Genomic DNA, 23,549 nt, shown 5'->3' with positions numbered 1-23,549 from the left:
CGTCCCGTCGTCTACTTCGGCGCTGCCGGTTGCGAGCAACCGGCTTCGTTACAGAGGACTGAGCGGAAATCGGGGCTCTCGGTCGTTCCCAGCACGTTCGGGCCGCTCTGATTGATGATGGTGATGCCGCCTGCCCCCGTGCTTCCTTGCTTGCTCTCTTGCCGCGGTGGCGGCAGGTAAAGCTTCACTTCGTGTTGCTCCCGGATGACCGTGATCGTGCCCCACGTTCTCTGAGCCCCGTCGCTCGTCTCGAAACTAATCTCTGACCTCCCGGGAGACACCCCGGTTAGTTCTAGAACGTGGTCGCTCTTTGGGATGGCCGACACGATGAGAGGATCGCCGAGTCTGATGCCCTTGAACGGGCGCTTGAAGTAGACCTGCGTCGTATCTCCGAACTTCACAAGGATGTCGCCGTTTGCCGGCTCAGGATTGATCGGTTGATTGATGACCTGGCGCTCCGTCGTGGAGCTGTTCTGTTGCGCGAGCGACGGCGAAGCAAGCATCAGCAAGGCAAAGGCGGCGAGTATCTGTTTCATCCGCAAACCCCTGGAGTAGAATCACTTGAAAATCAGCAGCCCCGACTAAAAACTGAAAGCGCCAGTGTTGCTCAACCCTGAGGAGAGTTCAAGAGGGGTCGGGAGAAAGTTGCAACTGACCATCACGAAGGCTCGGGCTAAGTCGGCGCCGGCATCGCCCCAAAACCTTCCGATTAGTTGAGGTTGCGTTTGTCTTGAGCGCCCGTGAAAACGACCCTTAAGGCGCCGGACTCGTCGTAAGCATCGTGCAGCCTCTTCAAAACCGCGAGCTGCAGCTCAGAAGGACCTTCGCCCGCATTCTGCACCCTGAGTGGATTGGTGCCTTCCAACAGCCTCTGGAGGCCTGAGAGTACGGCCAAATGGGCTTGCTCTAGGTCGACGCGACCCTGGGGGTAGTACATGCCGCGTCGGATCTCCTCTTCAGAATGTGTGCGTCCGAGTGACTTGCTCATTGCGAGAAGCAGGGCGACTAGCCGGTCGTTACATCGCTCGATCCACGCAATCTTCATCGCGTGCTCCGCGTTATCCGGGAGAGGATTATTGAGTTCGCCGAACAACGCTCGCCAAGCGTCAATTACCGGCCTGTCGGATTTTGAGTGAAATTCGAGGTCGATTTGGTTCAAAGCTTGAACGTAAGCATCCGAAAGGCGCGTTGCCCGATTGGTCATCAGAGCTTCGAATATGCGCGTTCTGCGCATTTTCTTTTCTGCCGTCCGCTCTATGAGCTTTTGGGCCTGGACAGCGAGGACCGGCCCAACAAGCGTCGCGAAAACAACAGCCCAGTCAATATTCATGAAATCGCTCCGTGTTGCCTAGTCTGCAACCTATAGGCGCGCCGAAGCGCCACCGAAAGAGGTAGCCTTTTAAGCAATTCGGTGGCGGCTATTTGCCGCTCGCGAGCCCGATCTCGACCAACCTGCGGAGGGCCTCAGAGCGACCGACGCCGTTGGCGATAGCCCAAGCTTCGATATCGGCAATCATTGGTTTTGGCAGTCGCGCGCTCACAAGGGGGTCTTTGCCGGTGGCTGGCCGACCCCGCCGCTTTTTTGGGTGCACCTTAATTGACTTCGCCATCATTTGGGTATACCTAAAAAGCAGGCCGGACGGAAGCGCGAACTTCCGGACCGGCCCTAACCCGACACAGGAGTAGGATTCCTATGCAGGCTGTTCAAACTCATACCACATCACGCCGCAGCTTTCTTGCCGGCGCCGCCGTTGCGGCCCTGGCTGTCACCCCGGTAGCGGCGGTCGCCGCGGCCACAGCCGATGATGCGGAGCTTCTAGGGCTCAGGGACCAGATCTTTGAAGCCTGGGAGGCGTCTCTCGCTCACGATGACGAGACCGCTCTGCTGCCTGAGCTGCGAGAAACCGAATATAATAGACTTTTAGCGCAAGAAAGGAGTTCGGGCCGTTACATCAGCTCATATGAACGCCACGAGGCCGTCTACGCAATGCCAGAGGTCCAGCGACTGGATCAGCTCGTTGCCCTAGCCGAAGAGCACTTCGAACGCATGGCGGAGCTGGTGGAGCAGATGTGGGGTATTCCAGCGACGACGGAAGCCGGCCGCTCGGCGAAGGTGCAGGTGCTTCTGTCTTGCATCATGGATTGGCGTCAGCCGGATGAGGAGATGGACTGGAGCGCGTTGATGGCACGGCGACTGCTGGTCGATCTCGTCGGCGGCGCCGAAGCGGAATCATTCCGGGAAATCTACGCTTAGCGATCAGTTTTGCCGCCGTCGCAGTGCCGATGCCCGGGCCAGTCCCGGGCATCTCGTTTTAAGAACAAACGCCAAACCGCCGTGTTGCAGCCGTGTTGCGTGGAGTGGTTTGTATCAGCTTGTAACGTATTGATTTTGCTTGAAGCGACCTACAGCGGCTGCAACACGAAAACCCCGGCTGAGAACGAAGGCGGTTCCACCCAAAGCATTGGTTTTCCAGCGAAATCGCTGGCGCGCTCGGAAGGATTCGAACCTCCGACCCTCGGAATCGAAATCCGATGCTCTATCCAGCTGAGCTACGAGCGCCCTGGCCCGGGATCGGGCCGCAACCGAGACGCACGAGACCGTGACTGGCGAGCCAGCGCACCGGACGGCGTTCGGACGCGTTCGAATTAGCAGAGAGGCAGGCCAATAAAAAGCCCTCCCCGCCTCCATCGAGGCGGGTCATGACCGGCTTGTCACCAGGTCGTGTTGAACAGGCCGAAATGCGGCTGCTGGGCCACCATCATCGGCCGGCCATATTGCGGCCCGCCATATTGATATTGCGGGGCCGGATGCGCCCTCGCGACCTTGCGCTTGGGCTGGGCCTGCTGCGGCTTGGCATCGGCCTTCTTGACCGCGGCATCACCAGGCGTGAACTGGGCAAAGGTCTCGCGCACCCGCGCCTTTGCCGACATCTCAGCGAGGGCCGCCGCCGAGGCGGTATCCGGCGGCTGCGGCGCTGCGACCGCGGCGGTCTTGACCGCAGGCGCGGCAATCGTGGGCTGACTGGTGTCGAGCACGACGCGCTCGGGCAGATGGCGATCGGACCGGATCCGGATCAACGGCTGGTCGTTGCTTGCGGTCGCGACGGCCTGCGTCACGGACGAAGCCGGCGCAACGAAGCTCACCGCCAACAGCAGCGCGAGCAACGCTCCGCCGACAAATACGAAATACCGAAAGATGGGCATTGGCCGCACTCCGCCCCCCGCATCCCCGCGTGGGCTCTCCGCCCTTAACAGGCGATACTCTGATTGGTTCCTGGCCCGGCCCTTGGGTTCAAATAGCGCCGAGAAGTTTTTCCCCAAGACCGGGACCCGATCCGCACACGGTAACTTTTCCGCTACCGGTGAACGGCGCGCCCTTACGCCCGCCGTGCGGCAACCAGCGAGCACTTCGCCTGATCGGCGTTAACGTTGACGTAGCCGACCGGAATGCGGGCGAAGGTCTTGCGGCTCTTCATGCTGACGGTGTCCGTCAGTACGCGGCTGCGAGCCGTGAGAGGCGTGCCGTCGCGACGCGTGAAGGCGCAGACGATCTCGACATCTCTTACGGCATAGTCGTTGTCATTTCGCACGGTGAACGTCACCAGCGCCCTCGAGCCGAGGCCGCCGCGCCGCCAGGTCTGCGATGAAATCCTGAGACGATCCAGCTCTGCCGCCGCGGCAACCGGAGCTGCAGCCGCAGGCGAGACCGCCGCCGCATCGCCCGGAGCAGCCGCCTCGGCGGCTGCCACGTCCGACTTGACCGGCTCGGTGCTGTTACCCTTGGAGAACGGCACCAGCATCCAGATGCCGCAACCGACGATGACGGCCGCCAGCAGCCACAGCAAGCCTCGGCCGAACGAGACGCTCGCAACCGTCACGGCCCGGGCCAGTCGCTCGCCGGTCTCGGCAAAGTGTCCCAACCCGATCCGGTCAAGCCTGGCATTCATGGTTCACCACCGATTGCCGCCGAACTGCGTTTGCACGACGCAGTGGTCCACTGCTTACCTTAATCCGGGAGAGGAACTAAGGTTCCCGCGCTTTAGGCGAGTCGGTGGGACGGTGGTGATTACCGGCCCGGACCGCTAACATGCGCCGCAACATTGAAAGACCCGTTGGGAGAATATGAAATGCCAATCGCCGTCACCTGGGATCACGTCCATCTGCGCAGCCCCGATCCGGAGGCCACGGCGGCCTGGCTGCGGGACATTCTCGGTGGCGAGATCGTGCGCGCGCCGGGACGGATCGACGTCAATCTCGGCGGCGCAAAAATCTTCATCGCCCCGCTCGAGGGCGACAATGCCGTCAACCCGCCGCCGCCGCATCCGCATCAGGGCCTCGATCATTTCGGCCTGACGGTGAAGGACATCGACGCCGTCGCCGCCGAGATCAAGGCGAAGGGCGTCACCTTCACGCGCGAGCCGACCACGATCCGGCCCGGCGTGCGCATTTGCTTCATCCGCGGCCCCGAAGGCATCTCGATCGAACTGCTCGAGCGCGACAAGAAATACACCTGACACCGCGCAAGCCGCGTCAAGCAACAGCGCGACCGGGCGGCGTGCCGCCTGGCGCGCTTACGTCATGCTGCCCGGCATGAAGCAGCGGATGGTGACACCCATGTAGCCGTAGATCGGCCACACCATGGTGCGCCCCACCCGGTTCGGCTCCGAGATCACCGCTTCCTCGGGCACGTCGACCCAGACGAGTTCCTGCTGCTGGCCGTTGCGTACGTCGCCGTGGCGCGGGACGCGGACACGATAGTGCCCGTCCTTGCGCTCCCAGTCGGTGTCGGAGAGCGCCGAGCCGTCGGCGTCGGAGCAACACGGCCCCTTGGCGCTTCGCAGGCCGTCGAACCAGGCCTTCAAATCGGCATTGGTGTTGACGAATTGCCCCCGGTCGCGCGCGTGCCCCAAGGGGGCTGCGAGCGCTATCAGAGCTGCGGCGCAAACCAGCCGCGTCACGCCTCGGCGGCGCGTCGCTCTGCCCATCCGCCGTTCTTCGCTTTTGCAATTCGTGGGACGCGCACTGCACAGACGCGGCTCATCGCCGCCGGAATCGATCCAGTTGCTCACGTTTGTCTTGCTCCAGCACCCCGCGGCCAGTGCAACAATGGTTATGCATTTCGCGGGCCAAACTTGATTCGCAGTGACTGGCCTCGCCTCATGAGGAGACCGTCATATCGAAGTCACAGACAAGTCGGGACAATTACGGTCCGCGCAGAGGGAAAGGGCAGGCCCGCCGGCAAACTGCCGCGTTGCGCGAGCCGATGCGCTTTGGCATAAAAGCAGGACCGGTTGCGCCATTGGGCGATGGCGGCCGGCCGACGGGACGTGATGAAGAACGGCCTCTATTCGATCCACGTCACGCTGCTCGATGGTCGAGCTGGCAAGGGCAGCGGCGTGATTCTTTTCCGCGACGGCAAGATTCTTGGCGGCGACGCCTATCTCTATTACACCGGCAGCTACGTGGTGAAGGACGACCACACCTTCAAGGGTGAGGTGCTGGTGCAACGGCACACTTCGCCGCGCGGCGATGACAATCCGCTGTTCGGCGGCCCTGCTCCGGTCGGTATCGGCGTCAGCGGCACCTACACCGACACGCGCGCGGAGATGACGGGCACCGCACTCGTCGGCAAGGCCAGCCTGATTTTCGGCGCCACCCTGCACAAGCTCGCCGAAGCCGACTAGATCACTCGCCGACTAGATCACTCCGCCGCCTGCTCCAGCGGCGCCGTGCGCGGCAGGATCATCTGGATGCGCGTGCCGCCGCCCGGTTCGGAATCAAGGTCGAGCCGACCGCCTAGGCGATTGGTGACGATGCTGTAGACGATGTGCAGGCCGAGGCCGGTGCCGCCCTGGTCGCGCCGCGTCGTGAAAAACGGATCGAAAGCGCGGCGGCGAACGTCGAGCGACATGCCGCAGCCATTGTCGGAGAAGATGATCTCGACATTGTCCTTGCCGGACTCGCGCACCTGGATATCGATCGTTCCCGGCCGGCCGTCCGGAAAGGCGTGCGCGACCGAATTGAGGAACAGGTTGGTCAGCACCTGCCCGTACGGCCCGGGATAGCTGTTCATGGTCAGATCCGGCTGGCACTCGACGTTGAGCGTCAGGTTGTGCTTACGCAGGCCCGGCCGCAGGCTCATCACCACCTGCTCGGTCAGGTCGCCGAGGTCGAAGCTGCGCTGGTCCGAATAATTGCGGTCGGCCGCGACCTGCTTGAACGACTGGATCAGTTCGGCGGCGCGGTTGAGATTGGAGACGAGCTGCGAGGATGCATCGCGGCTGGTGTTGAGGAAGTCGTTGAGCGTGGAGCGGCGAAGCTCGCCGCGCTCGACCTCGGAGGTAAACAACGCGGTCTTGCGCTCCAGTGCGGAGGCGACCGTGAGGCTGATGCCGACGGGGTTGTTGACCTCGTGCGCGACGCCGGCGACGAGCCGTCCGAGCGCCGCGAGCTTTTCCGCCTCGATCAGCGAGGCCTGGGTCTCGCGCAGATTGCGCAGCGCGGTCTCGGCGGCCTCCTTGGCCTTGCGCATCTCCTGCTCGCCGCGCTTGCGCTCGCCGATGTCGAGCGCAACAGTGACGATGCGCTCGATCTCGCCCTCGGCATCGAGCAGCGGCAGCTTGTTGACCAGCCATTGCCGCATGTGACCGGACGAGTCCTTGTACTCCTCCTCATAGAAGCCGAGCCCCTTGCGAAGCTTGAGCACCCGCTTGTCGCTTTCGTCGGACTTGGCCGCGCCGTAGCGCGACATCAGATCGGCCGTGGTGCGGCCGAGCGCATCGCCGGGCTCGATGCCGAAGATGCCGGCCATGTAACGGTTCATCAGCACGTAGCGCAGGTCGCGGTTCTTGACGTTGATGACCGCGGGCACGGTGTCGATGACCTGCTGGAGCAGACGCCGGCCTTCGGCGATGGCGTCTTCCGCCCGCTTCTGGTCGGTGATGTCGCGCAGCGTGCCCTCGTAGCGGACGATATTGCCCTGCTCGTCCCGCACGCCCGTGGCACTGTCGGAGAGCCAGAGGACGTTGCCGCTGCGCTGGCGCACCTGGTACTCGAATTCGCGCACGATGCCGTCCCGCGCCATCAGCCGCTGATATTCGTCGCGCGCCTCGGGATGGACGTAGATGGTGTGGGCGATGTCGTTGATGCTGTCGATCAGCTGCTGCGGGCTGTCATAGCCCATCATCCGTGCCAGCGCCGGATTGGCGTTGAGGAGGTCGCCCGCCGGCGTCGTGACATAGATGCCGTCGACCGAGCCCTCGAACAGCTTGCGGTAGCTCTCTTCGGCCAGCCGTTGCTCGGTGAGCGCGCGCACCGCGGCCTCGCGCGCGGTGTCGGCCTCCTCCAGCGCGCGGCGGAACACTTCGGCGGCCCGCGCGATGTCGCCGATCTCGTTGTCGAGATCGGCCGACGGGATCGAGGTGTCCTTCTGGCCGGCCGCAAGCGCGCGGATGGACCGCGCGATCTGGGCCAGCGGACGCACCGTCCGCCCCACCACGAAAGCGGCCGCGACGATGCCGATCAGCACGCCGATCGAGCCGAGCACGATGCTCTGCCAGCGTGCCTCGGTCAGCGTGCGGGCAAAATCGCGCGACAGCACGTGGCCGCGGCGGGCAGAGACCTCGCGCAGCAATTCGGTGACGCGGCCGATCAGCCGGCCCTCGGTGCCCAGCACCTCGCGGTCGATGTCGGCAATCTGCCGTTCCCGGACGGCCACCGCCATGATCGCTTCGGCGTAGTCGTTCACGGCCGCCTTCAGCTTGGGATCGGCGATGTCCATCGCCCGCATGCTCTGCGCGGACTGCTCGGCCGCGGACGGGTTGCGCGCGAGCAGGCCGAGCGCGATCCGGCTCTGTGCCTCCGACAGGCGGGACGCCAGCTCGCGGTCGGCGGTGCCGGCGACGGCCGCGTCGAACCGGTCGCGCAGCGGCGGCAGGCCGGCGAGCAGCTGGGCGCGACGATCGATCAGGGTCGAGATCCGCTCGAGACCGTTGCGGTAGGTCGCAAGCCGCTCGGTGACCCCATCGATCATGTCCTGCTGCTCGGGCGCGAGCTCGATGCGGGTCTTCTTCAGGATGTCGCTGAGCGTGGAGGCTGCCTCCCCCACCTGCTTGAACTGGATGCCGGCGCCGGGATCGGTGACGAAGTCGCGGGCGGCGAGCCGCAGCTCGTTCATGCGGCGGTCGATGTCCTCGGCGAGGTCGCCGACGCTCTGGAGCCGCTGCAGCTCGGCAAAGGTCGTGTCGATGTGCCGGATCGCGATCACGCTCGCAGCCGAGGTGACGATGATCACCGCCAGCACCAGGATGAAGCTTCCGAACGTCAACTGACCGATGGACAGCGAAAAAATTCGCTTTTTCTCGGGGGGCGGCGTCAATTCGGCGGACATTTGGCTGCGTTGAGGACCGGGCTGCTGGAAGCCCAATATACGATATTGCCGGCTCGGGGGAACATGCCTGCCGCCCCGGAACATCCTTAATATCTGGGTACTTGGACCCCTTTCCGCGTCCGGTTTATGACGTTTTGACGCTTGCCCGCCACCCGGCCGGGATCGTCATGGCGGCGACGCCGAGGACGACGCAGGCAAGCCCGATCCAAGCGGTCCGGCTCAGGGTTTCACCGAGGAAGGCGACGCTGATGGCGACCCCGATGGGGACGCGCAAGTACGCCTGCGCGGTGGTGCCGACCGAGCCCAGGGTCTGGATCAGGCGGAAGTAGATCGCAAACGCGGCCGCGGTCGAGAACACCGCGAGCGCGAGCAAGGCCAGCACGGAGCTGAGCGAGGGCGACAACGTCCAGGGCTGCTCGACGGCCAGCGAGGCCGGGATCAGGACCGCAGCACCCGCCAGCAGCGAGCCGGCGGCCGGCGCCATCGGATCGAGGCCCTTGAAGCTGCGGCCGAAGATCGCGGCGCAGGCGTAGCAAATGGTGGCGGCGACGATCGCAGCCTCCGCGATGATGCCGCCGCCGACGTCGTGGAAGGCATCGGTGCCGACGATCAGCAGGATGCCGGCCATGCCGGCAACCACGCCGAACAGCTTTCGCGCCGTAGTCGCCTCGTGGCGGGTGACGATGGCGGTCAGCAGGAATGTGAAGATCGGGCCGGCCGAGTTGAGGATGGTGGCAAGCGCCGCATCGACATGGCGCTCGCCCCAGGCGATCAGCGTCCAGGGGATGACGCTGTTGAGCACGGCCTGGAACGCGAAGCGCTGCCAGGTCGCCGCATCCGTCGGCATGCCGATGCCGCGCGCCCACATGACGAGGAGCAGCAGCAGACCGGCGATCGCGGTGCGCGCCGCGATCAGCGTGATCGGCGGGATGGTGGCGACGCCGAGCTTGATGAAAGTGTAGGAGCCGCCCCAGAGCGTTGCGAGCGCGACCAGCAGCGCCAGCTCGACGGCGATGTTGGTGTCCTGCTTGCTGTCCATCGGGCGTCCCGTCCATTCCGCGTTGGACGGAACCTAGCGCGTTCGCACGCGCCGATACTTCGCTGCGTATCGAAGTGTATCAGCCGACCGCGCCGACCTCGAACACCTCGCCGTCATAGCCGGCTTCGCGAGGGATGCGGAGCTGGCGGCCGGTTGCGGTCTTGGTCATGACCGGCATCACCGTGACGATGGACATGCCCCTGGCGTGGTCGAGCGCGGCGCCCACGCTGCCCTGCTTGGCCAGCCGGATCAGATTGCGCGTGGTGGGGAACGGCAGCTTGAAGCGGCCGCTCTCGCCGCCCTCCACCGCCTCGCGCGCCGACAACCAGATCGAATCGGTGGACTCGCGGCCATCATGTGCGCCGAGCTGGTCGGGCGGCGCGGCAGCGAGGAAAAACCAGGTGTCGAAGCGCTTCGGCATGCCCTCGGGCGTGATCCAGTGCGCGTACGGCACCAGCGTATCGAGCGCGAGCTGGAGGCCGTTGTCGTCGAGGATTTTCAGGAAGCTGATCTTGTGCTCGTTGAGCGCAATGCGGTGCTTGTCCGCGATCTCGCCGGCGCGCCTGGCATCGACGGGCGTGTTCGAGCCCTTGGCGCGCGCCAACAAAATGCCGCTCTCCTCGAAGGTCTCGCGGATCGCGGCGATACGAAAGCCGCGATCCGATTCACTCAAGCCTTCGCCACCGGAATAGAGGTCGGCGCGGGCGACGATCTCGTTGTCGCCGGCATCGACGCTGCCACCGGGAAACACCAGCGCGCCCGAGTTGAACTCGATCTGATGATGGCGGACCATCATGAAGATCTCGACTTCCTGTGCGCCGTCGCGCAGCAGGAGGATCGTCGAAGCCGGGCGTGATGCTGATGTCTCGGCCATGCAACTAACCTGCGGCGCTGGATTGCGGGCCGAGATTGGCACGCTTGTCGAAACGGGCGACGCGCGACAAGAGATAGTCGACCTCGGCCTTTGCCGTCGCCGTCATCGTCGCGCCGGGCTTGCGCTGCGCGCTGGAGGCGATGATGCCACGCTTCTGCAGCACGTATTTGCGCACGGTCAGGCCAACGCCGGGCTGCTGCTCGTAGCGGATCAGCGGCAGATGCGCGTCGAACAGATCATGCGCAGCGTCGCGCTTGCCGGCCTTGGAAAGGTTCACGACGTCGATCAGCAGCTCGGGGAAGGCGTAGCCGGTCATGGCGCCGTCGGCGCCGCGCTCCATCTCGAAGTCGAGGAAGGTGCCGCCATTGCCGCACAGGATCGACAGCGGGCGGAGCGAGCCGTCCTTCTGGAAGCCGCGCAGCGTCGAGATCTTCTCCAGGCCCGGCCAGTCCTCGTGCTTGAGCATCACGCAGTTCGGATTGTCCATGACGATCTTGCGGATCACGGCGGGGGTGAACACCACCGAGAGCGTCAGCGGATAGTCCTGCAGCACCCAGGGAATATCGGGACCGATGGCCTCGGCCGCCTGCTTGAAATAGCCGGTGATCTGGTCGTCGGTGCGAAGCGAGGGCGGCGGCGCGATCATGACGCCGGCGGCGCCCGCGTCCATCGAGGCCTTCGCCAGCGAGCGCATGGTGGCAAAGCCCGGCGCGGAGACGCCGACGATCACCTGCATCTTCTTGGCGCGCTTGACGTAGCGCACCGCCACCTGCTCGGCCTCGGCGGCATCGAGCTTCGGGGCCTCGCCGAGAATGCCCAGCACCGTGACGCCGTCGCAGCCGACCTCCTCGTAGAAGTCGGTCAGGCGGTCGATCGAGCGCTCGTCGATCCGACCGTCATCGTGGAACGGCGTCGGCGCGATTGCGAAGGTGCTCTTGGCGTCGGCGGTCAGTTTCATCAGTCCATTTTCCTCTGTTCGTCATTCCGGGGCGGCTCGCAGAGCCGAACCCGGAATCTCGAGGTTCCGGGTTCACGCTTCGCGCGCCCCGGAACGACAACAACGGCTAAAACCTCCGCGCGCCCATCTTGATCTGCTCCTCGGAGAAGAAGATCTCCTTGGCATGCTCCACGATGTCCTGGGCGTTCCAGCCCGTGTGCGGCGGTTTCCAGCCTTCCATCTCCATCATCCGCATCTCGCGCACGCCGCGGGGCCCGGACACGCCCACCACCTTGCCGGTCTGGTCGCCCGACAAGTCGCTGACCATGTATAGCACGGCCGGCGCGATGCCGTCCGGCCCCAGCGCCGCACCTGGGTTCTCCTTATAGCGGGGCAGGTCTGCGGTCATGCGGGTCAGGGCGCCCGGGGCCAGCGTCCAGATCCGGATGTTGTATTTCCGGCCCTCGATCGCCAGCACGTTGGACAGGCCCCAGATGCCGCCCTTGGCCGCGCCGTAATTGGTCTGGCCGAAATTGCCGATCAGGCCCGATGTCGAGGAGGTGTTGACGATGACGCCGCCGCCATTTTCCCGCATCCAGCGAAACACCGGCATGGTGCAACAAAAGGTACCCTTGAGGTGGACCTTGATGACCTTGTCCCAGTCGGATTCGCTGGCCTTGGAGAAGGTCTGGTCGCGCAGGATGCCGGCATTGTTGACCAGGATGTCGGCGCGGCCGAAATGCTTGATGGCGTCGTCGAACACCGACTGGCCGCCCTCCATGGTGGAGATGTCGGCGCCGTTGGCGACCGCCTTGCCGCCCTCGGCCTTGATCGCGTCCACCACAAGCTGCGCCATCGACTTGTCGGCGCCGGAACCGTCGCGGGGACCACCGAGATCGTTGACGACGACCGAGGCCCCTTCCCGCGCGAACAGCTTTGCGTAGGCCTCACCGAGCCCCCCGCCCGCGCCGGTGATCAGCGCGACCTTGCCGTCGAGTAGTCCCATGGTAGCTTCTCCCTGTTTTTGTTTTCTTGCTCCGTCATGGCCGGGCTTGTCCCGGCCATCCACGAATCTGGTCCCCAACGGCACGAAAGAACGTGGATGCCCGGGACAAGCCCGGGCATGACGAAATAACTCAGAGCCGCGCGAGCGGCCCGCCTAACCCAGCACCGTCTTGCCGTTCTTGATCACCGTCACCCCACGCGACTTCACCTTGGCTTCGAACGAGATCGTGTTGCCGTCCTTCCAGAGGTCCATGGTCACGGTCTCGCCGGGATAGACCGGGGAGGAGAACCGCGCGACGTGCTGGCGGAAGGCGGAGGCGTCGTAGTCGGCATAGGTCTGCAGCACGCCGCGGCAGGTGATGCCGTAGGTGCACATGCCGTGCAGGATCGGGCGCGGAAAACCGGCCTTTTTCGCAAACTCCGGATCTGAGTGCAGCGGGTTGCGGTCGCCGCAAAGGCGATAGACCAGCGCCTGGTCGGGGCGCGTGACGATGTCGATGGTCTTGTCGGGGCTGCGCGAAGGGATCTTGTGCGGATCGGGCTGGGTCAGGTTCGGCCCGCCAAAGCCGCCGTCGCCGCGGGCAAAGCGCGAGGCAACCAGCGTCGCCAGCTTCTCGCCCTTCTCGTTCTTGAGCACGGTCTGGTGCGCGATGACGACGCCCTTGTCCTTGCCCTTGTCGTAGACCTCGACCACCGAGGAGTCCGCCGTGATGTTCGCGGCCACCGGCAGCGGCTGATGGAAGGTGATGTCGCGCTCGCCGTCCACCACCATGACGCGGTTCAGATTCATCTCGCCCGGTCCCGAGCCCCACGCGGCAACCGACGCAAAGGTCGGCACCACCTTCAGCGGCCGCGGCGTGAACGTACCCTCGTTGACGAAGGCGAGCTCGTTCTCGTCCATCGGATCGGCGCCGAGGCCGATGCCATAGGCGTAGAGCATGACCTCGCGATCGCTGTAGGCGTATTTCTGGCCGAGGTTCTTGAGGGCCTTGAGCTCTTCGTATCTCGCGGACATTTTTCTGGTTTCCTCTGGTTCTCATCCTCATGGTGAGGAGGCGCTCTTGCGCCGTCTCGAACCATGAGGATGCCCGAAACGCTTCTTTGCCGTGGCCATCCTTCGAGACGCTTGCTTCGCAAGCTCCTCAGGATGAGGACCGTCCTACACGACGTGAAGAACGGAGAATTCGTAGGATGGGTAGAGCGCAGCGAAACCCATCATCGCCGGCGTCGGTGGGTTTCGCTTCGCTCTACCCACCCTACGTAGCGTTTATCAGGCCACCGTGAAGAACGGCAGCGGCGCGCCGTCCGTGGGCTTGAACACCACCTTCACCTTCTGGCCGATCTTGAGCTTCTCGAGATCGCAGTCGACGAAGTTGGTCTGCACCGAGGGCCCCTCCTTCAGCGTGACGTAGCCGATGGCGTAGGGGCCGGTCGGCGATTTCCGCATCAGGCTCCAGGTGTAGATCGTGCCCTCGCCCGAAGCCTCCTCCCACACCGTCTTGTCGGAGTAGCAGAACGGGCAGATCGAGCGCGGGAAGTAATGCGCTTCGCCGCAGGCGGTGCAGCGCTTGATCATGAACTTGCCCTGCTTCGCCGCATCCCAGAACGCTGCGGTTTCCGGATTGGTCACCGGGGCCGGATACTTCTTTGCTTCGCTCATCACACGCGCTCCAGAATGGCCGTCGAGGCGGCGTGACGAACACCGAGAAGGCCGCCGGTGCCGTGGGCGATGGCGAGATCGCAGTTCTTCACTTGAACCTTCGGATGCGCCTCGCCGCGCAGCTGCCTGACGGCCTCGATGATCTTGGTCATGCCGCCGCGATTGACGGGATGGTTGCTGCAGAGGCCGCCGCCATCGGTGTTGAACGGCAGCTTGCCGACGCCCGAGATCAGGTTGCCGTCGGCGACGAACTTGCCGCCCTCGCCCTTCTTGCAGAAGCCAAGGTCCTCGAGCTGCATCAGCACCGTGATGGTGAAGCTGTCATAGATCGAGGCGTATTTGATGTCCTTCGGCGTGATGCCGGCTTCCTCGAACGCACGCGGGCCGGACCAGATTCCGGCAGAGTAAGTGAGGTCGAGATCCTTGCCGCCGCGCGGGCCCTTCATCGCTTCGCCATGGCCGATCAGCTTGACCAGCGGCTTCTTCAGGCTCTTGGCGATCTCCGGCGTCGTCACGATCAGCGCGCCGCCGCCGTCGGAGACGACGCAGCAATCCATGCGATGCAGGGGATCGGAGATCATCGGCGAGTTCAGGACGTCCTCGACGGTGACGACGTCCTTGAGCATCGCATGCGGATTGTATTGCGCGTGATGCGAGGCCGCGACCTTGATCCAGGCGAGCTGTTCGCTGGTGGTGCCATAGTCGTGCATATGGCGCATGGCACACATGCCATAGGCATTGTGCGTGGTCGCGCCGTAAGCGGATTCGAAATCGACCTCGGCACCCGCTGCGCGCGGCGGCATCACGCCGGTGCGCGGCTTGCCGGCGAGCGTGATCAGCGCGATCGAGCACTTGCCCGCGGCGATCGCCTCGGCGGCATGGCCGAGATGGATGATGTAGGAACAGCCGCCGGTCTCGGTGGAATCGACGTGGCGCAGCTTCTTGGTGTTCAGGCCGAGATAATCGACCATCGGCCAGGCGCCGCCGGGCGCGTCGCCCGCGCAGAAATAGCCGTCGACGTCATCCTTGCTGATCCCGGCATCCTCGATCGCGCCCTTGGCGACCTCGGCGTGGAGCTGGGCGGTGGATTTGTCCGGCGCATGCCGGGTCGGGTGTTCGTAGATCCCGGCAATGTAGGCCTTGCCCTTGATGGTCAAAACAGAGGTCTCCGCTCGCGTTTCTTCTTGGCTCTTTTTTCTGAACCGCACCGGCCTGATTGGCAAGCGCGGAAATATTCCGCCCCGCGAGAGGGCAGCGGGTTGGCGCAAGTGGGGGATGTTCTCGTGTCCCGGACGCGCAGCAACGCCATAGCGTGTCGAAGACGCGCGTGAACGCGCTTTTGGCGTTGCTGCGCAGAGCCGGGACCCGTGCGGCAGCAAATTCGGTGTTGGAAGGTTCTGGGCCCCGGCTCTGCGGCGCACCGCTCCGCGCTGCGCCGCGTCCGGGGCACGAGAGCCTCTACATCGGCGTTGCGAGCGCAGCGAAGCAATCCAGGACTCTTTCCGCGGACGTATTTCTGGATTGCTTCGCTGCGCTCGCAATGACGGCAGCCCGTAGGATGGGTAGAGCGAAGCGAAACCCATCAACTCGCCTTCGCGTGCCGAAATGTGATGGGTTTCGCTTCGCTCTACCCATCCTACAGCCTTGAACTGGCAGATACAGCTTCGCATCCTCGCGGCAGTTTCTGCCCGAGCTTTGTCTGGCCACGTCACCCTCAAAACAGAGGGCGCAGGGAAGACCGGGTGCCCGCTGGCACCCACGGTCCACTGTGCGAGAATTGCGCTACGAAGAGCTGCACAGCGGCATACAGGTGAAGCCAAACATCCGGCCTTCCCTGCGCAGTGGCTTTACGGCTTATGTCGCGCTCTCCTCGGGGAGCGATGCACTATTGCCCCCGTCGCCTTGCGGGCGACCCGCAAGACTTGACGCACAGACCCCGGGCGTCAGGACCACACGATTTTGCCGTACGCGAGACCGCGCCCGTCGTGCACGAGACGATTGCTCGCGCGACGCAGCCCGCGTCCACCGCCGCGCACCCCGCGTTTCGTGACGATCGCGATACGCCCCTTCCGAGGGGATGAGGTGGCGGACGGATACGACAATTCCGAATTTCGGTAAAGCGGAATGTTTTTGCCGGCGCGGCTTGACCCATGGCGTGGGTGTTTTGCCCGGCGGGCGACGCAAGGGATGGTGTCGCAGGTGCCGCAGGGTGGGCAAAGCGAAGCGTGCCCACGTGTTCTTCGTCGTCAATGGCAGGTGGTGGGCACGGCGCAAGTGCGCCTTTGCCCACCTTACGGGCCTGCCCTACTCCGCCGCGATTTGCCTCGGTGCGGGCGGCGGGTTCGCGAGATCCGCAGCAAGCTGGGCGTAGCGGGCCTTGGCGTCGGTGACGGCCTTCTCCTTCACCGGGCCGTAGCCGCGGATGCGGTCGGGCAGCGACAACAGCTCGACGGCGGTGTCGACCGTGACCGGCGACAGCAGGCCGAGCACGGTGGCGACGTCCTTCTCGTAGCCGGCGATCAGGTCGCGCTCGAGCTTGCGGTCGGCACTGCGGCCGAAGATGTCGAGCGGCGTGCCGCGCAGGAACTTGAACTTCGCCAGCATGCGGAAGACGCTCAACATCCACGGGCCGAAGGCGCGCTTCTTCGGGCGGCCGAGCGCGTCGACACCGGACGCCAGGATCGGCGGCGCGAGGTTGAAGCTGAACTTGAAGTCGCCCTCGAACTGGTCGCGGAGCTGCTGCTCGAAAGCGCCGTCGCTGAACAGGCGGGCGACCTCGTATTCGTCCTTGTAGGCCAGCAGCTTGGCGTAGTTCACCGCGACCGCGCGCGGCAGCGCATCGCCGTAGCCGCCCTGCTTGGCGGCGTCGCGAACCTGATCGACCAGCTTGCGATAGCGCTTGGCCAAGCGGCCGTTCTGGTAGGCGGTGAGATGCTTGGCGCGATGCTCGATCACTTCGTCAAGCGTCATGACGTCCAGCGTCTTCGGCGGAGCCACCTCGTCCGTTCCCTTCAGCATGCCGGCGAGGCGCTCGGGATCGGCGACCGCGAGACGGCCGAGGCGGAAGGCCTCCTTGTTCATCTTGATCGAGACGCCGTTGACCTCGATGGCCTGCTCGATCGACTCGGCCGACAGTGGGAACAGCCCCTTCTGATAGGCGTAGCCCATCATCATCATGTTGGTGGCGATGCTGTCGCCGAGCAGCTGCTCGGCCGGCTTGGTGAAGTCGAAGAAGACGGAGTCCTTGTGCAGCGCCGTTTCCAGCAGCCCGTTGAGCTTGCGGGTCTGGAAATTGAAGTCGCGGTTGAGGACGAAGTCGGCGGTGGGAATGACGTGGCTGTTGATAATGCCGCGGGTGCGGCCGGAGTCGCACAGCGAAATGGTGTCCTTGGCAACGGCGACCACTTCGTCCGCCGCGAGCACGAGATCTGCCGTGCCGGTGACGATGCGCGAGCAGGTCACCTCGGCCGGATGATCTGATAGCCGCACATGGCTGAGCACCGCCCCGCCCTTTTGCGCGAGGCCCGACATGTCCAAAATCATGGAGGCCTTGCCCTCGATATGCGCGGCCATGCCGAGCAGCGCGCCGATGGTGAGCACGCCGGTGCCGCCGACGCCGCCGACGGCGATGTTGTATGGCTTGTCGAGCGTCGGACGCGACGCCGGCTCCGGGATCGCGCCAATGTCGCCGAGATCAGCCGGCGCGCGGTGACGCGGCTTGCCGCCGTCAACGGTGACGAAGGACGGGCAAAAACCCTTCACGCACGAATAATCCTTGTTGCAGGACGACTGGTTGATGGCGCGCTTGCGGCCGAACTCAGTCTCCAGCGGCTCGACCGAGATGCAGTTCGACTGCACCGAGCAGTCGCCGCAGCCTTCGCAGACCGCCGGGTTGATCATGACGCGGCGCGCCGGATCCTCCATCAGGCCGCGCTTGCGGCGGCGGCGCTTTTCGGCCGCGCAGGTCTGCACGAAGACGATCGCGGACGTGCCCTTGAACTCGCGGCACATCTTCATGACGTCCTGGAGCTCATCGCGATGATGCAGCTTCACGCCCGGCGCGATGGTGCTGGCCGGATATGAATCCGGGTTCTCCGAGACCAGGTAGATCTCGCGAATGCCTTCGGCGTGGAGCTGGAAGGTGATCTGCTGCGGCGAGAGATCGCCGTCATGGCGCTGGCCGCCGGTCATGGCGACGGCGTCGTTGTAGAGGATCTTGTAGGTGATGTTGGTCTTGGAGGCGACTGCCTGCCGGATCGCCAGCAGCCCGGAATGGAAATAGGTGCCGTCGCCGAGGTTCGCGAAAATGTGGTTCTCGTTGGTGAAGGGCGCGATGCCCACCCACGGCACGCCCTCGCCGCCCATATGCGTGAAGGTCTCGGTCGAGCGGTCCATCCACAGCGCCATGAAGTGGCAGCCGATGCCGGCGAGCGCGCGGCTGCCTTCGGGGACCTTGGTCGATGTGTTGTGGGGGCAGCCGGAGCAGAAATACGGGGTGCGGGAGACCGGCGCCGTGGCCTGCATCTGCGAGGCCTGGCGGCCGTTGAACCAGTCGGCCTTGGCGCGGAGCATCTCCGCGATCTCGGGATTGAGATCGAGCTTGAGAAGCCGCTCGGTGAGCGAGGTCGCAAGCGAGGCGACGCTGAGCTCGGCGGCGAACGTCAAAAAGCGCTTGTCGTGCTCGTCCATCTTGCCGACGATGCGCGGACGAACGTCGTCGCGCCAGTTGAACAGCACCTGCTTGACCTGGTTCTCGACGATCTCGCGGCGCTCCTCGACGATGAAGATTTCTTCGAGGCCGACGGCGAATTCATGCACGCCTTCCGGCTCCAGCGGCCAGGGCATGCCGATCTTGTAAAGTCGAAGGCCGATCTTGGCGGCGACCTGCTCGGTGATCCCGAGTTCGCGCAGCGCCTGGCGAACGTCCTCGTAGCTCTTGCCGGATGCCATGATGCCGAAACGGGCGTTCGGCGAATCCATGGTGACGCGGTTGACCCTGTTGGCGCGCGCAAAGGCGATCGCGGCAAAGCCCTTGTAGTCCTGCAGGCGGCGGTCCTGCTCGAAACGGTCGTCGGGCCAGCGCAGGTTGAGGCCGCCCGGCGGCAGCTCGAAATCGGGCGGGATGATGAAGGGCTTCATCTCGTCGGTGAGGTCGATCTCGGCGGTGGTTTCCACCGTCTCCGTGATCACCTTCATGCCGACCCAGCAGCCTGAGTAGCGCGACATCGCGATGCCGAGCAGGCCCATCTCGATCATCTCATGGATGCTCGAGGGATAGAGATACGGCATCAACGCCGACATGAAGGCATGGTCGGACTGATGCGGGACGGTGGAGGATTTCGCGCCGTGGTCGTCGCCGGCAAGGCACAGCACGCCGCCATTCTTGGCGGAGCCGGCGGCATTGCCGTGGCGGAACACGTCGCCGCAGCGGTCGACGCCGGGACCCTTGCCGTACCAGATGCCGACGACGCCGTCGTATTTGGCGCCGGGCGAGAGGTTGAGCTGCTGCGAGCCCCAGACGGCGGTGGCCGCTAGGTCCTCGTTCACGCCGGGCTGGAATTTGATATTGTACTGTTCGAGATGCTTGCGGGCGGCGAAGAGCTGCTGGTCGTAGCCGCCGAGCGGCGAGCCGCGATAGCCCGAGATGAAGCCCGCGGTGTTGAGGCCGTTGGCGCGGTCGCGCCGGATCTGGGCCATGGGCAGGCGCACCAGCGCCTGGATGCCCGTGGTGAAGACGTGCCCGGTCTGCTGGGTGTATTTCTGATCGAGACTGATCGGACCCTGGTTGATTCCCATGCTGTCCTCTTTCCGCGCCCTGTTCGGGTCTTTGTCACTTAAGATCGCTTAAGCCGTTGCCTGCCCGTTGTTTTTAGCTAGGGCGCGCCGACCACCTCCGCCACTCTATGTCGGATATTTAACGCAACGCATCACAAATCTGGACCAAAGCGAGCGCCGGGTAAAAATCGCAATTTCGTGGCCTGAAAGGCATCGCGCATTTGCAATTTGTGTCACCATACCCCGGCCATCACGAAATGAATCGACGCACCTCGCATGCTGGACGAGGTCGATTGGTCGCAGGAGAGACTTTCGATGCGGACGATTCTGGCCAGTCTCGCGTTGTGCAGTGCGGTTGCGGTGACAAATGCGGCCCGCGCCGCCGAGCCGGCGCCGGAGCTGATCGCCTATGGCAAGGCCCTGGTCGAAGCCGGCGATTGCGCGGGCTGCCACACCGCCGATCCGGCCAAACCGTTTGCGGGGGGCAAACGCATCGACACGCCCTTCGGCGCGATCTACACGCCGAACCTGACGCCCGACCGCGACACCGGGATCGGCGCCTGGGCGGATGCCGACTTCACCCGCGCCCTGCGCTATGGCATCGCGCCCGACGGCTCGAATTATTACCCGGCGTTCCCCTACCCCTACTTCACGAAGATGACGAAGGACGACACGCTGGCGATCCGGGCCTATCTCGGCAGCCTTGCGCCCATCGTCAGCCGCAACAAGCCGCCGGAGCTGCGCTGGCCGTTCGGCTATCGCGGCCTGATGCGGATCTGGAACGCGATGTATTTCAAGCCCGGCCTGTTCGAGCCGGACCAGAGCCAGAGCGCGGCTTGGAACAGAGGCGGCTATCTCGTCACCGGGCTCGGCCATTGCGGTGCCTGCCATACGCCGAAGAACTATTTCGGCGCGGACAAGCAGGCGCAGGCGCTCTCGGGCAACGAGGTCGGCGGCTGGTATGCGCCAAGGCTCGACGGCGCCGCGCGCACGGGCTTGAAATCCTGGAGCGAGGCAGACGTCGCCGAATATCTGCAGAGCGGCCGCAACGCCAGGAGCCATGCCGGCGGACCGATGGCCGAGGTCGTCGTCAACTCGACGGCGAAGATGAGCGATGTCGATGTCCGCGCAATCGCGGTTTACCTGAAGAGCCTGCCGCCGGCGCGGCGCGAGACGATCGTGACGCCGCCCGAGGAGGCCGAGATGACGGCCGGCCAGGTCGTCTATGCGAAGCTCTGCGTCGCCTGTCATGAGGCCGACGGATCGGGCGCGCCGCGGATCTATCCGCCGCTGCCCGGCAACGCGCTGCTGCAATCGGTCAATCCGGCCTCGACCCTGCGCATCATTCTCGACGGCGCCCACACCGTGACGACGCCGCGCGCGCCGAACACCGGCGAGATGCCGGGCTACGCGAAACAATTGTCCGACGACGAGATCGCGGCGGTCACGAACTACATCCGCAATTCCTGGGGCAACGCCGCGCCGCTGGTGACGCCGGCGCAGGTGGCGAAGGCGCGTGGTGGTGATTGACCCCTCCGCCCTCAGTCGTCATGCCCGGGCTTGTCCCGGGCATCCACGTTCTGGTGCGGTGAGCAAGACGTGGATGGCCGGGACAAGCCCGGCCATGACGGTGTGGATGGAGCGGGCGAAGTAAGCCCTACCTCTCCTCATCCCCCGTGAAGACGAATTTCGGCATCTCCCATTTGTAGCGCACCGCCAGCAGGCGGAAGCTGATGCCGAGGACGAAGGTCAACATGGTCCAGAGCTCGGCGTTGAGATTGAGGCCGAACGCGGTGGCGTAGAACAGGCCCGTCACGACCGAAACGCTGGCGTAAAGCTCGGAGCGGAACAGCAGCGGAACGTCGTTGCAGAGTACGTCGCGCAGCACGCCGCCGGCACAACCCGTCACCATGCCCGAGACGATGACGATCGGCAGCGAGGCGTCCGTCTGCCAGGCAACGTTGCAACCCGCCATCGTGAAGACGACGAGGCCGATCGCATCGAGCACGATGAAGGCGACCTTCAGCCGGTGCACGAGACGCGCGATCAGGATGGTGAGGAACGCGGCACCGCCGGCCAGCGCGAGATAGATCGGGTTCTGCACCCAGGCCAGCGGATAATGTCCGAGAAAGAGATCGCGCAGCGTGCCGCCGCCGAGCGCGGTGATGCAGCCGAGGAAGCAGACCCCTAGCCAGTCCATGCTGCGGCGCCCCGCAGCGAGCGCAGCCGTCATGCCCTGCGCGGCCACCGCGACCAGCGACAGGAAATGCAGCACGCTATCGGTCGGCGGCGGGCTCCACATCGCCGTGTTCCCTTCTCCCTGCAATGGAACTCGCGCACGGGGTTCCTGACGAAACAGGTTCCCGATTCCCTACGCCGAGGCAACATGCGACGAAAGCATAAAGCGGGCGGAACAGAATCTCGCAGCTGAGGGTTGTCCCGGCGTCTTAACCGAGGAGACCAATCGATGGCTGACGACCGTTTTCCCAACGATCCGTATCGCCCGAACCTCGCCGACGATGAGTATCTTCGCGCGGCACGCCGGGACGGCGACCTTCAAGCAGATCCCGAGCTCGGCGAAGGCCCCGCCTCCAGCGGCAAGGTCGCATTGTTCGCGGTGGCCGTCGCCCTGGTGCTGGGCGCGGTGTTCTACGGCTTGAACAACTCGACCACGGGCAACCAGGCGAGCACCGAGCCGACGTCGCGCACTGCTCAGCAGACGGCGCCGGCCAATCCGGCCGCCCCTCCCGGCATGCGTGACGTGACGCCGCGCAACAACACCGAGCCGGGCATGACCACGGGTGCAGCACCGACCAAGCCGGCCGCTCCGGCTCCGGACACGCCTGCTGCAAAGCCGGCGCCGGATACGCAGACGCCGTCTGACGGCGCGAAGTAACGTCGCGACTGCCGTCGCGTAGCACGCAACTGTCATCGCCCGGCTTGACCGGGCGATCGAGTGGTGAATGACTCCGAGAGGATGAGAAGGCGGCGGGACTCGACATCCCGCCGCTTTTCGTTTGTCTCGTTGCGCCGCTAGCTGAACATCTTGTTGAGCTCGCCGCCGGAATAACCGCTGCCGAGCTCGGCAAACGTTCCCTTCTCCGCCATCTCCTTGGCCGCGCGCATGAAGCCGCCCCAGGCGGCGCGGGCGAGCGAGCCGCCGACGCTGATGCGGCGCACGCCGAGATCCTCGGCCTCCCTGAGCGACAGGCCGGACGCACCGATCAGCAGATTGAACGGCTTTGGCGCGACCGCCTTCACTACCGCGGCGATGTCCTCGCGGGTCTTGAGCCCCGGCGCATACAGGCAGTCGGCGCCGGCGTCCGCATAGGCGGTGAGCCGGTCGATGACGAGCTTGAGATCGGTGACGCCCCACAGATAGGCTTCGCAGCGGCCGACCAGCAGCGTGCCGCTGTCGCCGATCGCCTTGCGCGAGGCCTTGATGCGCTCGACCGCGAGCGCGCGATCGTAGATCGGCTTGTCCTTGTCGCCGGTGGAATCCTCGATCGACAGGCCGGCAACGCCGGTGCGCACACCGCGCTCGACATTGTCCGCGACCCTGTCCGGCTCGACCGCGAAGCCGCCCTCGAAATCGGCGTTGACGGGAATGTCGACGGCCGAGCTCAATGCTGCCAGATGCTGACAGACGTCCTCGACGGTGACGTGATTGTCGGCCTTGCCGATGGTCCAGGCAAAGCCCGCGCTCGACGAGGCGATCGCCTTGAAACCGAGATGCTGCAAGGCTTTCGCGCTGCCGACATCGACCGGATTGGGCAGGATGAAGCAGCCGCTCTCGTGCATCTTCCTGAACGCGGCCCGCTTGTCAGCGGTTGTCACATGCATGTTTCTCTCCCTTGTTGGCCGCGCAGA

General features: G+C 64.8%; 21 protein-coding genes and 1 tRNA gene. 5 read left to right on the top strand and 17 right to left on the bottom strand.

The genetic code is table 11. The features are described from left to right. Positions 1–11: 11 nt before the first annotated feature. Together A7X65_RS02805 and A7X65_RS02800 are read right to left on the bottom strand one after the other, a co-directional pair. Positions 12–536: a pilus assembly protein N-terminal domain-containing protein gene (locus A7X65_RS02805; RefSeq protein WP_063682812.1), complete on the bottom strand. Its 525-nt coding sequence runs from the start codon at positions 534–536 to the stop codon at positions 12–14. A 173-nt stretch (positions 537–709) separates the two neighbouring features. Continuing rightward, on the bottom strand, positions 710–1,330 hold the full coding sequence (locus tag A7X65_RS02800) for a DUF6680 family protein (protein WP_063682811.1): 621 nt from the start codon (positions 1,328–1,330) through the stop codon (positions 710–712). 363 nt (positions 1,331–1,693) lie between these two features. Between A7X65_RS02800 and A7X65_RS02795 the strand changes: the two genes are divergently transcribed. Continuing rightward, positions 1,694–2,254 carry a hypothetical protein gene (locus A7X65_RS02795; protein ID WP_063682810.1) on the top strand — a complete coding sequence of 187 codons (561 nt, stop codon included), beginning with the start codon at positions 1,694–1,696 and terminating at the stop codon, positions 2,252–2,254. A gap of 229 nt (positions 2,255–2,483) precedes the next feature. On the opposite strand, the gene A7X65_RS02790 is transcribed toward A7X65_RS02795, so the two are convergent. The 3 genes from A7X65_RS02790 to A7X65_RS02780 all read right to left on the bottom strand — a co-directional run bounded on the left by A7X65_RS02790 (position 2,484) and on the right by A7X65_RS02780 (position 3,947). Next, positions 2,484–2,560, bottom strand: a tRNA-Arg gene (locus A7X65_RS02790). 152 nt (positions 2,561–2,712) lie between these two features. Beyond that, a complete protein-coding gene (locus A7X65_RS02785) occupies positions 2,713–3,204 on the bottom strand; it encodes a hypothetical protein (protein WP_063682809.1) in 492 nt (163 codons plus the stop codon). A 173-nt stretch (positions 3,205–3,377) separates the two neighbouring features. Continuing rightward, positions 3,378–3,947, bottom strand: coding sequence for a DUF1206 domain-containing protein (locus A7X65_RS02780; protein ID WP_063682808.1), 570 nt, complete (start codon positions 3,945–3,947; stop codon positions 3,378–3,380). Between the two features lie 180 nt (positions 3,948–4,127). On the opposite strand from A7X65_RS02780, the gene A7X65_RS02775 reads away from it, so the two are divergent. After that, positions 4,128–4,514, top strand: a complete 387-nt coding sequence (locus tag A7X65_RS02775; RefSeq protein WP_063682807.1) for a VOC family protein — start codon at positions 4,128–4,130, stop codon at positions 4,512–4,514. Between the two features lie 57 nt (positions 4,515–4,571). Here A7X65_RS02775 and A7X65_RS02770 read toward each other — a convergent pair whose 3' ends face one another. Continuing rightward, the gene (locus A7X65_RS02770; protein WP_063682806.1) at positions 4,572–5,069 is read right to left on the bottom strand and encodes a hypothetical protein; all 498 of its coding nucleotides are present in this window, start codon (positions 5,067–5,069) and stop codon (positions 4,572–4,574) included. Positions 5,070–5,330: 261 nt separating this feature from the next. On the opposite strand from A7X65_RS02770, the gene A7X65_RS02765 reads away from it, so the two are divergent. Then, the gene (locus tag A7X65_RS02765) at positions 5,331–5,684 is read left to right on the top strand and encodes a GrlR family regulatory protein (RefSeq protein ID WP_063684769.1); all 354 of its coding nucleotides are present in this window, start codon (positions 5,331–5,333) and stop codon (positions 5,682–5,684) included. Between the two features lie 17 nt (positions 5,685–5,701). On the opposite strand, the gene A7X65_RS02760 is transcribed toward A7X65_RS02765, so the two are convergent. From A7X65_RS02760 to A7X65_RS02720, 9 genes are all read right to left on the bottom strand, one after another. Next, the gene (locus A7X65_RS02760; RefSeq protein ID WP_063682805.1) at positions 5,702–8,389 is read right to left on the bottom strand and encodes a PAS domain S-box protein; all 2,688 of its coding nucleotides are present in this window, start codon (positions 8,387–8,389) and stop codon (positions 5,702–5,704) included. A gap of 124 nt (positions 8,390–8,513) precedes the next feature. Then, positions 8,514–9,428: a DMT family transporter gene (locus A7X65_RS02755; protein WP_063682804.1), complete on the bottom strand. Its 915-nt coding sequence runs from the start codon at positions 9,426–9,428 to the stop codon at positions 8,514–8,516. Positions 9,429–9,507: 79 nt separating this feature from the next. Next, positions 9,508–10,302 carry an NUDIX hydrolase gene (locus A7X65_RS02750; protein ID WP_063682803.1) on the bottom strand — a complete coding sequence of 265 codons (795 nt, stop codon included), beginning with the start codon at positions 10,300–10,302 and terminating at the stop codon, positions 9,508–9,510. Positions 10,303–10,306: 4 nt separating this feature from the next. Further along, positions 10,307–11,260 carry a dihydrodipicolinate synthase family protein gene (locus A7X65_RS02745; protein WP_063682802.1) on the bottom strand — a complete coding sequence of 318 codons (954 nt, stop codon included), beginning with the start codon at positions 11,258–11,260 and terminating at the stop codon, positions 10,307–10,309. A 106-nt stretch (positions 11,261–11,366) separates the two neighbouring features. Further along, entirely contained in the window at positions 11,367–12,245 is an 879-nt protein-coding gene (locus tag A7X65_RS02740) for an SDR family oxidoreductase (RefSeq protein WP_063682801.1), read from the bottom strand. A gap of 153 nt (positions 12,246–12,398) precedes the next feature. After that, positions 12,399–13,259 (bottom strand): MaoC family dehydratase, encoded by an 861-nt coding sequence (locus tag A7X65_RS02735; protein WP_063682800.1) that lies wholly within the window; start codon positions 13,257–13,259, stop codon positions 12,399–12,401. A gap of 255 nt (positions 13,260–13,514) precedes the next feature. Next, complete coding sequence (locus A7X65_RS02730) at positions 13,515–13,904, bottom strand: Zn-ribbon domain-containing OB-fold protein (protein WP_015685453.1); 390 nt, start codon at positions 13,902–13,904, stop codon at positions 13,515–13,517. Then, positions 13,904–15,061: a thiolase domain-containing protein gene (locus A7X65_RS02725; RefSeq protein ID WP_063682799.1), complete on the bottom strand. Its 1,158-nt coding sequence runs from the start codon at positions 15,059–15,061 to the stop codon at positions 13,904–13,906. The genes A7X65_RS02730 and A7X65_RS02725 overlap by 1 nt, the downstream gene beginning before the upstream one ends. A gap of 1,147 nt (positions 15,062–16,208) precedes the next feature. Continuing rightward, a complete protein-coding gene (locus A7X65_RS02720; protein ID WP_063682798.1) occupies positions 16,209–19,700 on the bottom strand; it encodes an indolepyruvate ferredoxin oxidoreductase family protein in 3,492 nt (1,163 codons plus the stop codon). Between the two features lie 294 nt (positions 19,701–19,994). On the opposite strand from A7X65_RS02720, the gene A7X65_RS02715 reads away from it, so the two are divergent. After that, on the top strand, positions 19,995–21,209 hold the full coding sequence (locus A7X65_RS02715; protein WP_063684768.1) for a cytochrome c: 1,215 nt from the start codon (positions 19,995–19,997) through the stop codon (positions 21,207–21,209). Positions 21,210–21,336: 127 nt separating this feature from the next. Here A7X65_RS02715 and A7X65_RS02710 read toward each other — a convergent pair whose 3' ends face one another. Beyond that, complete coding sequence (locus A7X65_RS02710; protein ID WP_063682797.1) at positions 21,337–21,981, bottom strand: trimeric intracellular cation channel family protein; 645 nt, start codon at positions 21,979–21,981, stop codon at positions 21,337–21,339. 165 nt (positions 21,982–22,146) lie between these two features. Between A7X65_RS02710 and A7X65_RS02705 the strand changes: the two genes are divergently transcribed. Then, positions 22,147–22,575 carry a hypothetical protein gene (locus tag A7X65_RS02705; RefSeq protein WP_063682796.1) on the top strand — a complete coding sequence of 143 codons (429 nt, stop codon included), beginning with the start codon at positions 22,147–22,149 and terminating at the stop codon, positions 22,573–22,575. Between the two features lie 137 nt (positions 22,576–22,712). On the opposite strand, the gene A7X65_RS02700 is transcribed toward A7X65_RS02705, so the two are convergent. Beyond that, the gene (locus A7X65_RS02700; protein ID WP_063682795.1) at positions 22,713–23,522 is read right to left on the bottom strand and encodes an isocitrate lyase/PEP mutase family protein; all 810 of its coding nucleotides are present in this window, start codon (positions 23,520–23,522) and stop codon (positions 22,713–22,715) included. Between the last annotated feature and the right edge of the window lie 27 nt (positions 23,523–23,549).

It is taken from the genome of Bradyrhizobium stylosanthis, assembly GCF_001641335.1.
Classification (GTDB): Bacteria; Pseudomonadota; Alphaproteobacteria; order Rhizobiales; family Xanthobacteraceae; genus Bradyrhizobium; species Bradyrhizobium stylosanthis.
This window is presented reverse-complemented; position numbering and strand designations above follow the sequence as displayed.

Coding starts and splice junctions, on each gene's coding strand:
- A7X65_RS02805 (WP_063682812.1), bottom strand. CDS start 536: ATGAAACAGATACTCGCCGCCTTTGCCTTGCTGATGCTTGCTTCGCCG.
- A7X65_RS02800 (WP_063682811.1), bottom strand. CDS start 1,330: ATGAATATTGACTGGGCTGTTGTTTTCGCGACGCTTGTTGGGCCGGTC.
- A7X65_RS02795 (WP_063682810.1), top strand. CDS start 1,694: ATGCAGGCTGTTCAAACTCATACCACATCACGCCGCAGCTTTCTTGCC.
- A7X65_RS02785 (WP_063682809.1), bottom strand. CDS start 3,204: ATGCCCATCTTTCGGTATTTCGTATTTGTCGGCGGAGCGTTGCTCGCG.
- A7X65_RS02780 (WP_063682808.1), bottom strand. CDS start 3,947: ATGAATGCCAGGCTTGACCGGATCGGGTTGGGACACTTTGCCGAGACC.
- A7X65_RS02775 (WP_063682807.1), top strand. CDS start 4,128: ATGCCAATCGCCGTCACCTGGGATCACGTCCATCTGCGCAGCCCCGAT.
- A7X65_RS02765 (WP_063684769.1), top strand. CDS start 5,331: ATGAAGAACGGCCTCTATTCGATCCACGTCACGCTGCTCGATGGTCGA.
- A7X65_RS02760 (WP_063682805.1), bottom strand. CDS start 8,389: ATGTCCGCCGAATTGACGCCGCCCCCCGAGAAAAAGCGAATTTTTTCG.
- A7X65_RS02755 (WP_063682804.1), bottom strand. CDS start 9,428: ATGGACAGCAAGCAGGACACCAACATCGCCGTCGAGCTGGCGCTGCTG.
- A7X65_RS02750 (WP_063682803.1), bottom strand. CDS start 10,302: ATGGCCGAGACATCAGCATCACGCCCGGCTTCGACGATCCTCCTGCTG.
- A7X65_RS02745 (WP_063682802.1), bottom strand. CDS start 11,260: ATGAAACTGACCGCCGACGCCAAGAGCACCTTCGCAATCGCGCCGACG.
- A7X65_RS02740 (WP_063682801.1), bottom strand. CDS start 12,245: ATGGGACTACTCGACGGCAAGGTCGCGCTGATCACCGGCGCGGGCGGG.
- A7X65_RS02735 (WP_063682800.1), bottom strand. CDS start 13,259: ATGTCCGCGAGATACGAAGAGCTCAAGGCCCTCAAGAACCTCGGCCAG.
- A7X65_RS02730 (WP_015685453.1), bottom strand. CDS start 13,904: ATGAGCGAAGCAAAGAAGTATCCGGCCCCGGTGACCAATCCGGAAACC.
- A7X65_RS02720 (WP_063682798.1), bottom strand. CDS start 19,700: ATGGGAATCAACCAGGGTCCGATCAGTCTCGATCAGAAATACACCCAG.
- A7X65_RS02715 (WP_063684768.1), top strand. CDS start 19,995: ATGCGGACGATTCTGGCCAGTCTCGCGTTGTGCAGTGCGGTTGCGGTG.
- A7X65_RS02710 (WP_063682797.1), bottom strand. CDS start 21,981: ATGTGGAGCCCGCCGCCGACCGATAGCGTGCTGCATTTCCTGTCGCTG.
- A7X65_RS02705 (WP_063682796.1), top strand. CDS start 22,147: ATGGCTGACGACCGTTTTCCCAACGATCCGTATCGCCCGAACCTCGCC.
- A7X65_RS02700 (WP_063682795.1), bottom strand. CDS start 23,522: ATGCATGTGACAACCGCTGACAAGCGGGCCGCGTTCAGGAAGATGCAC.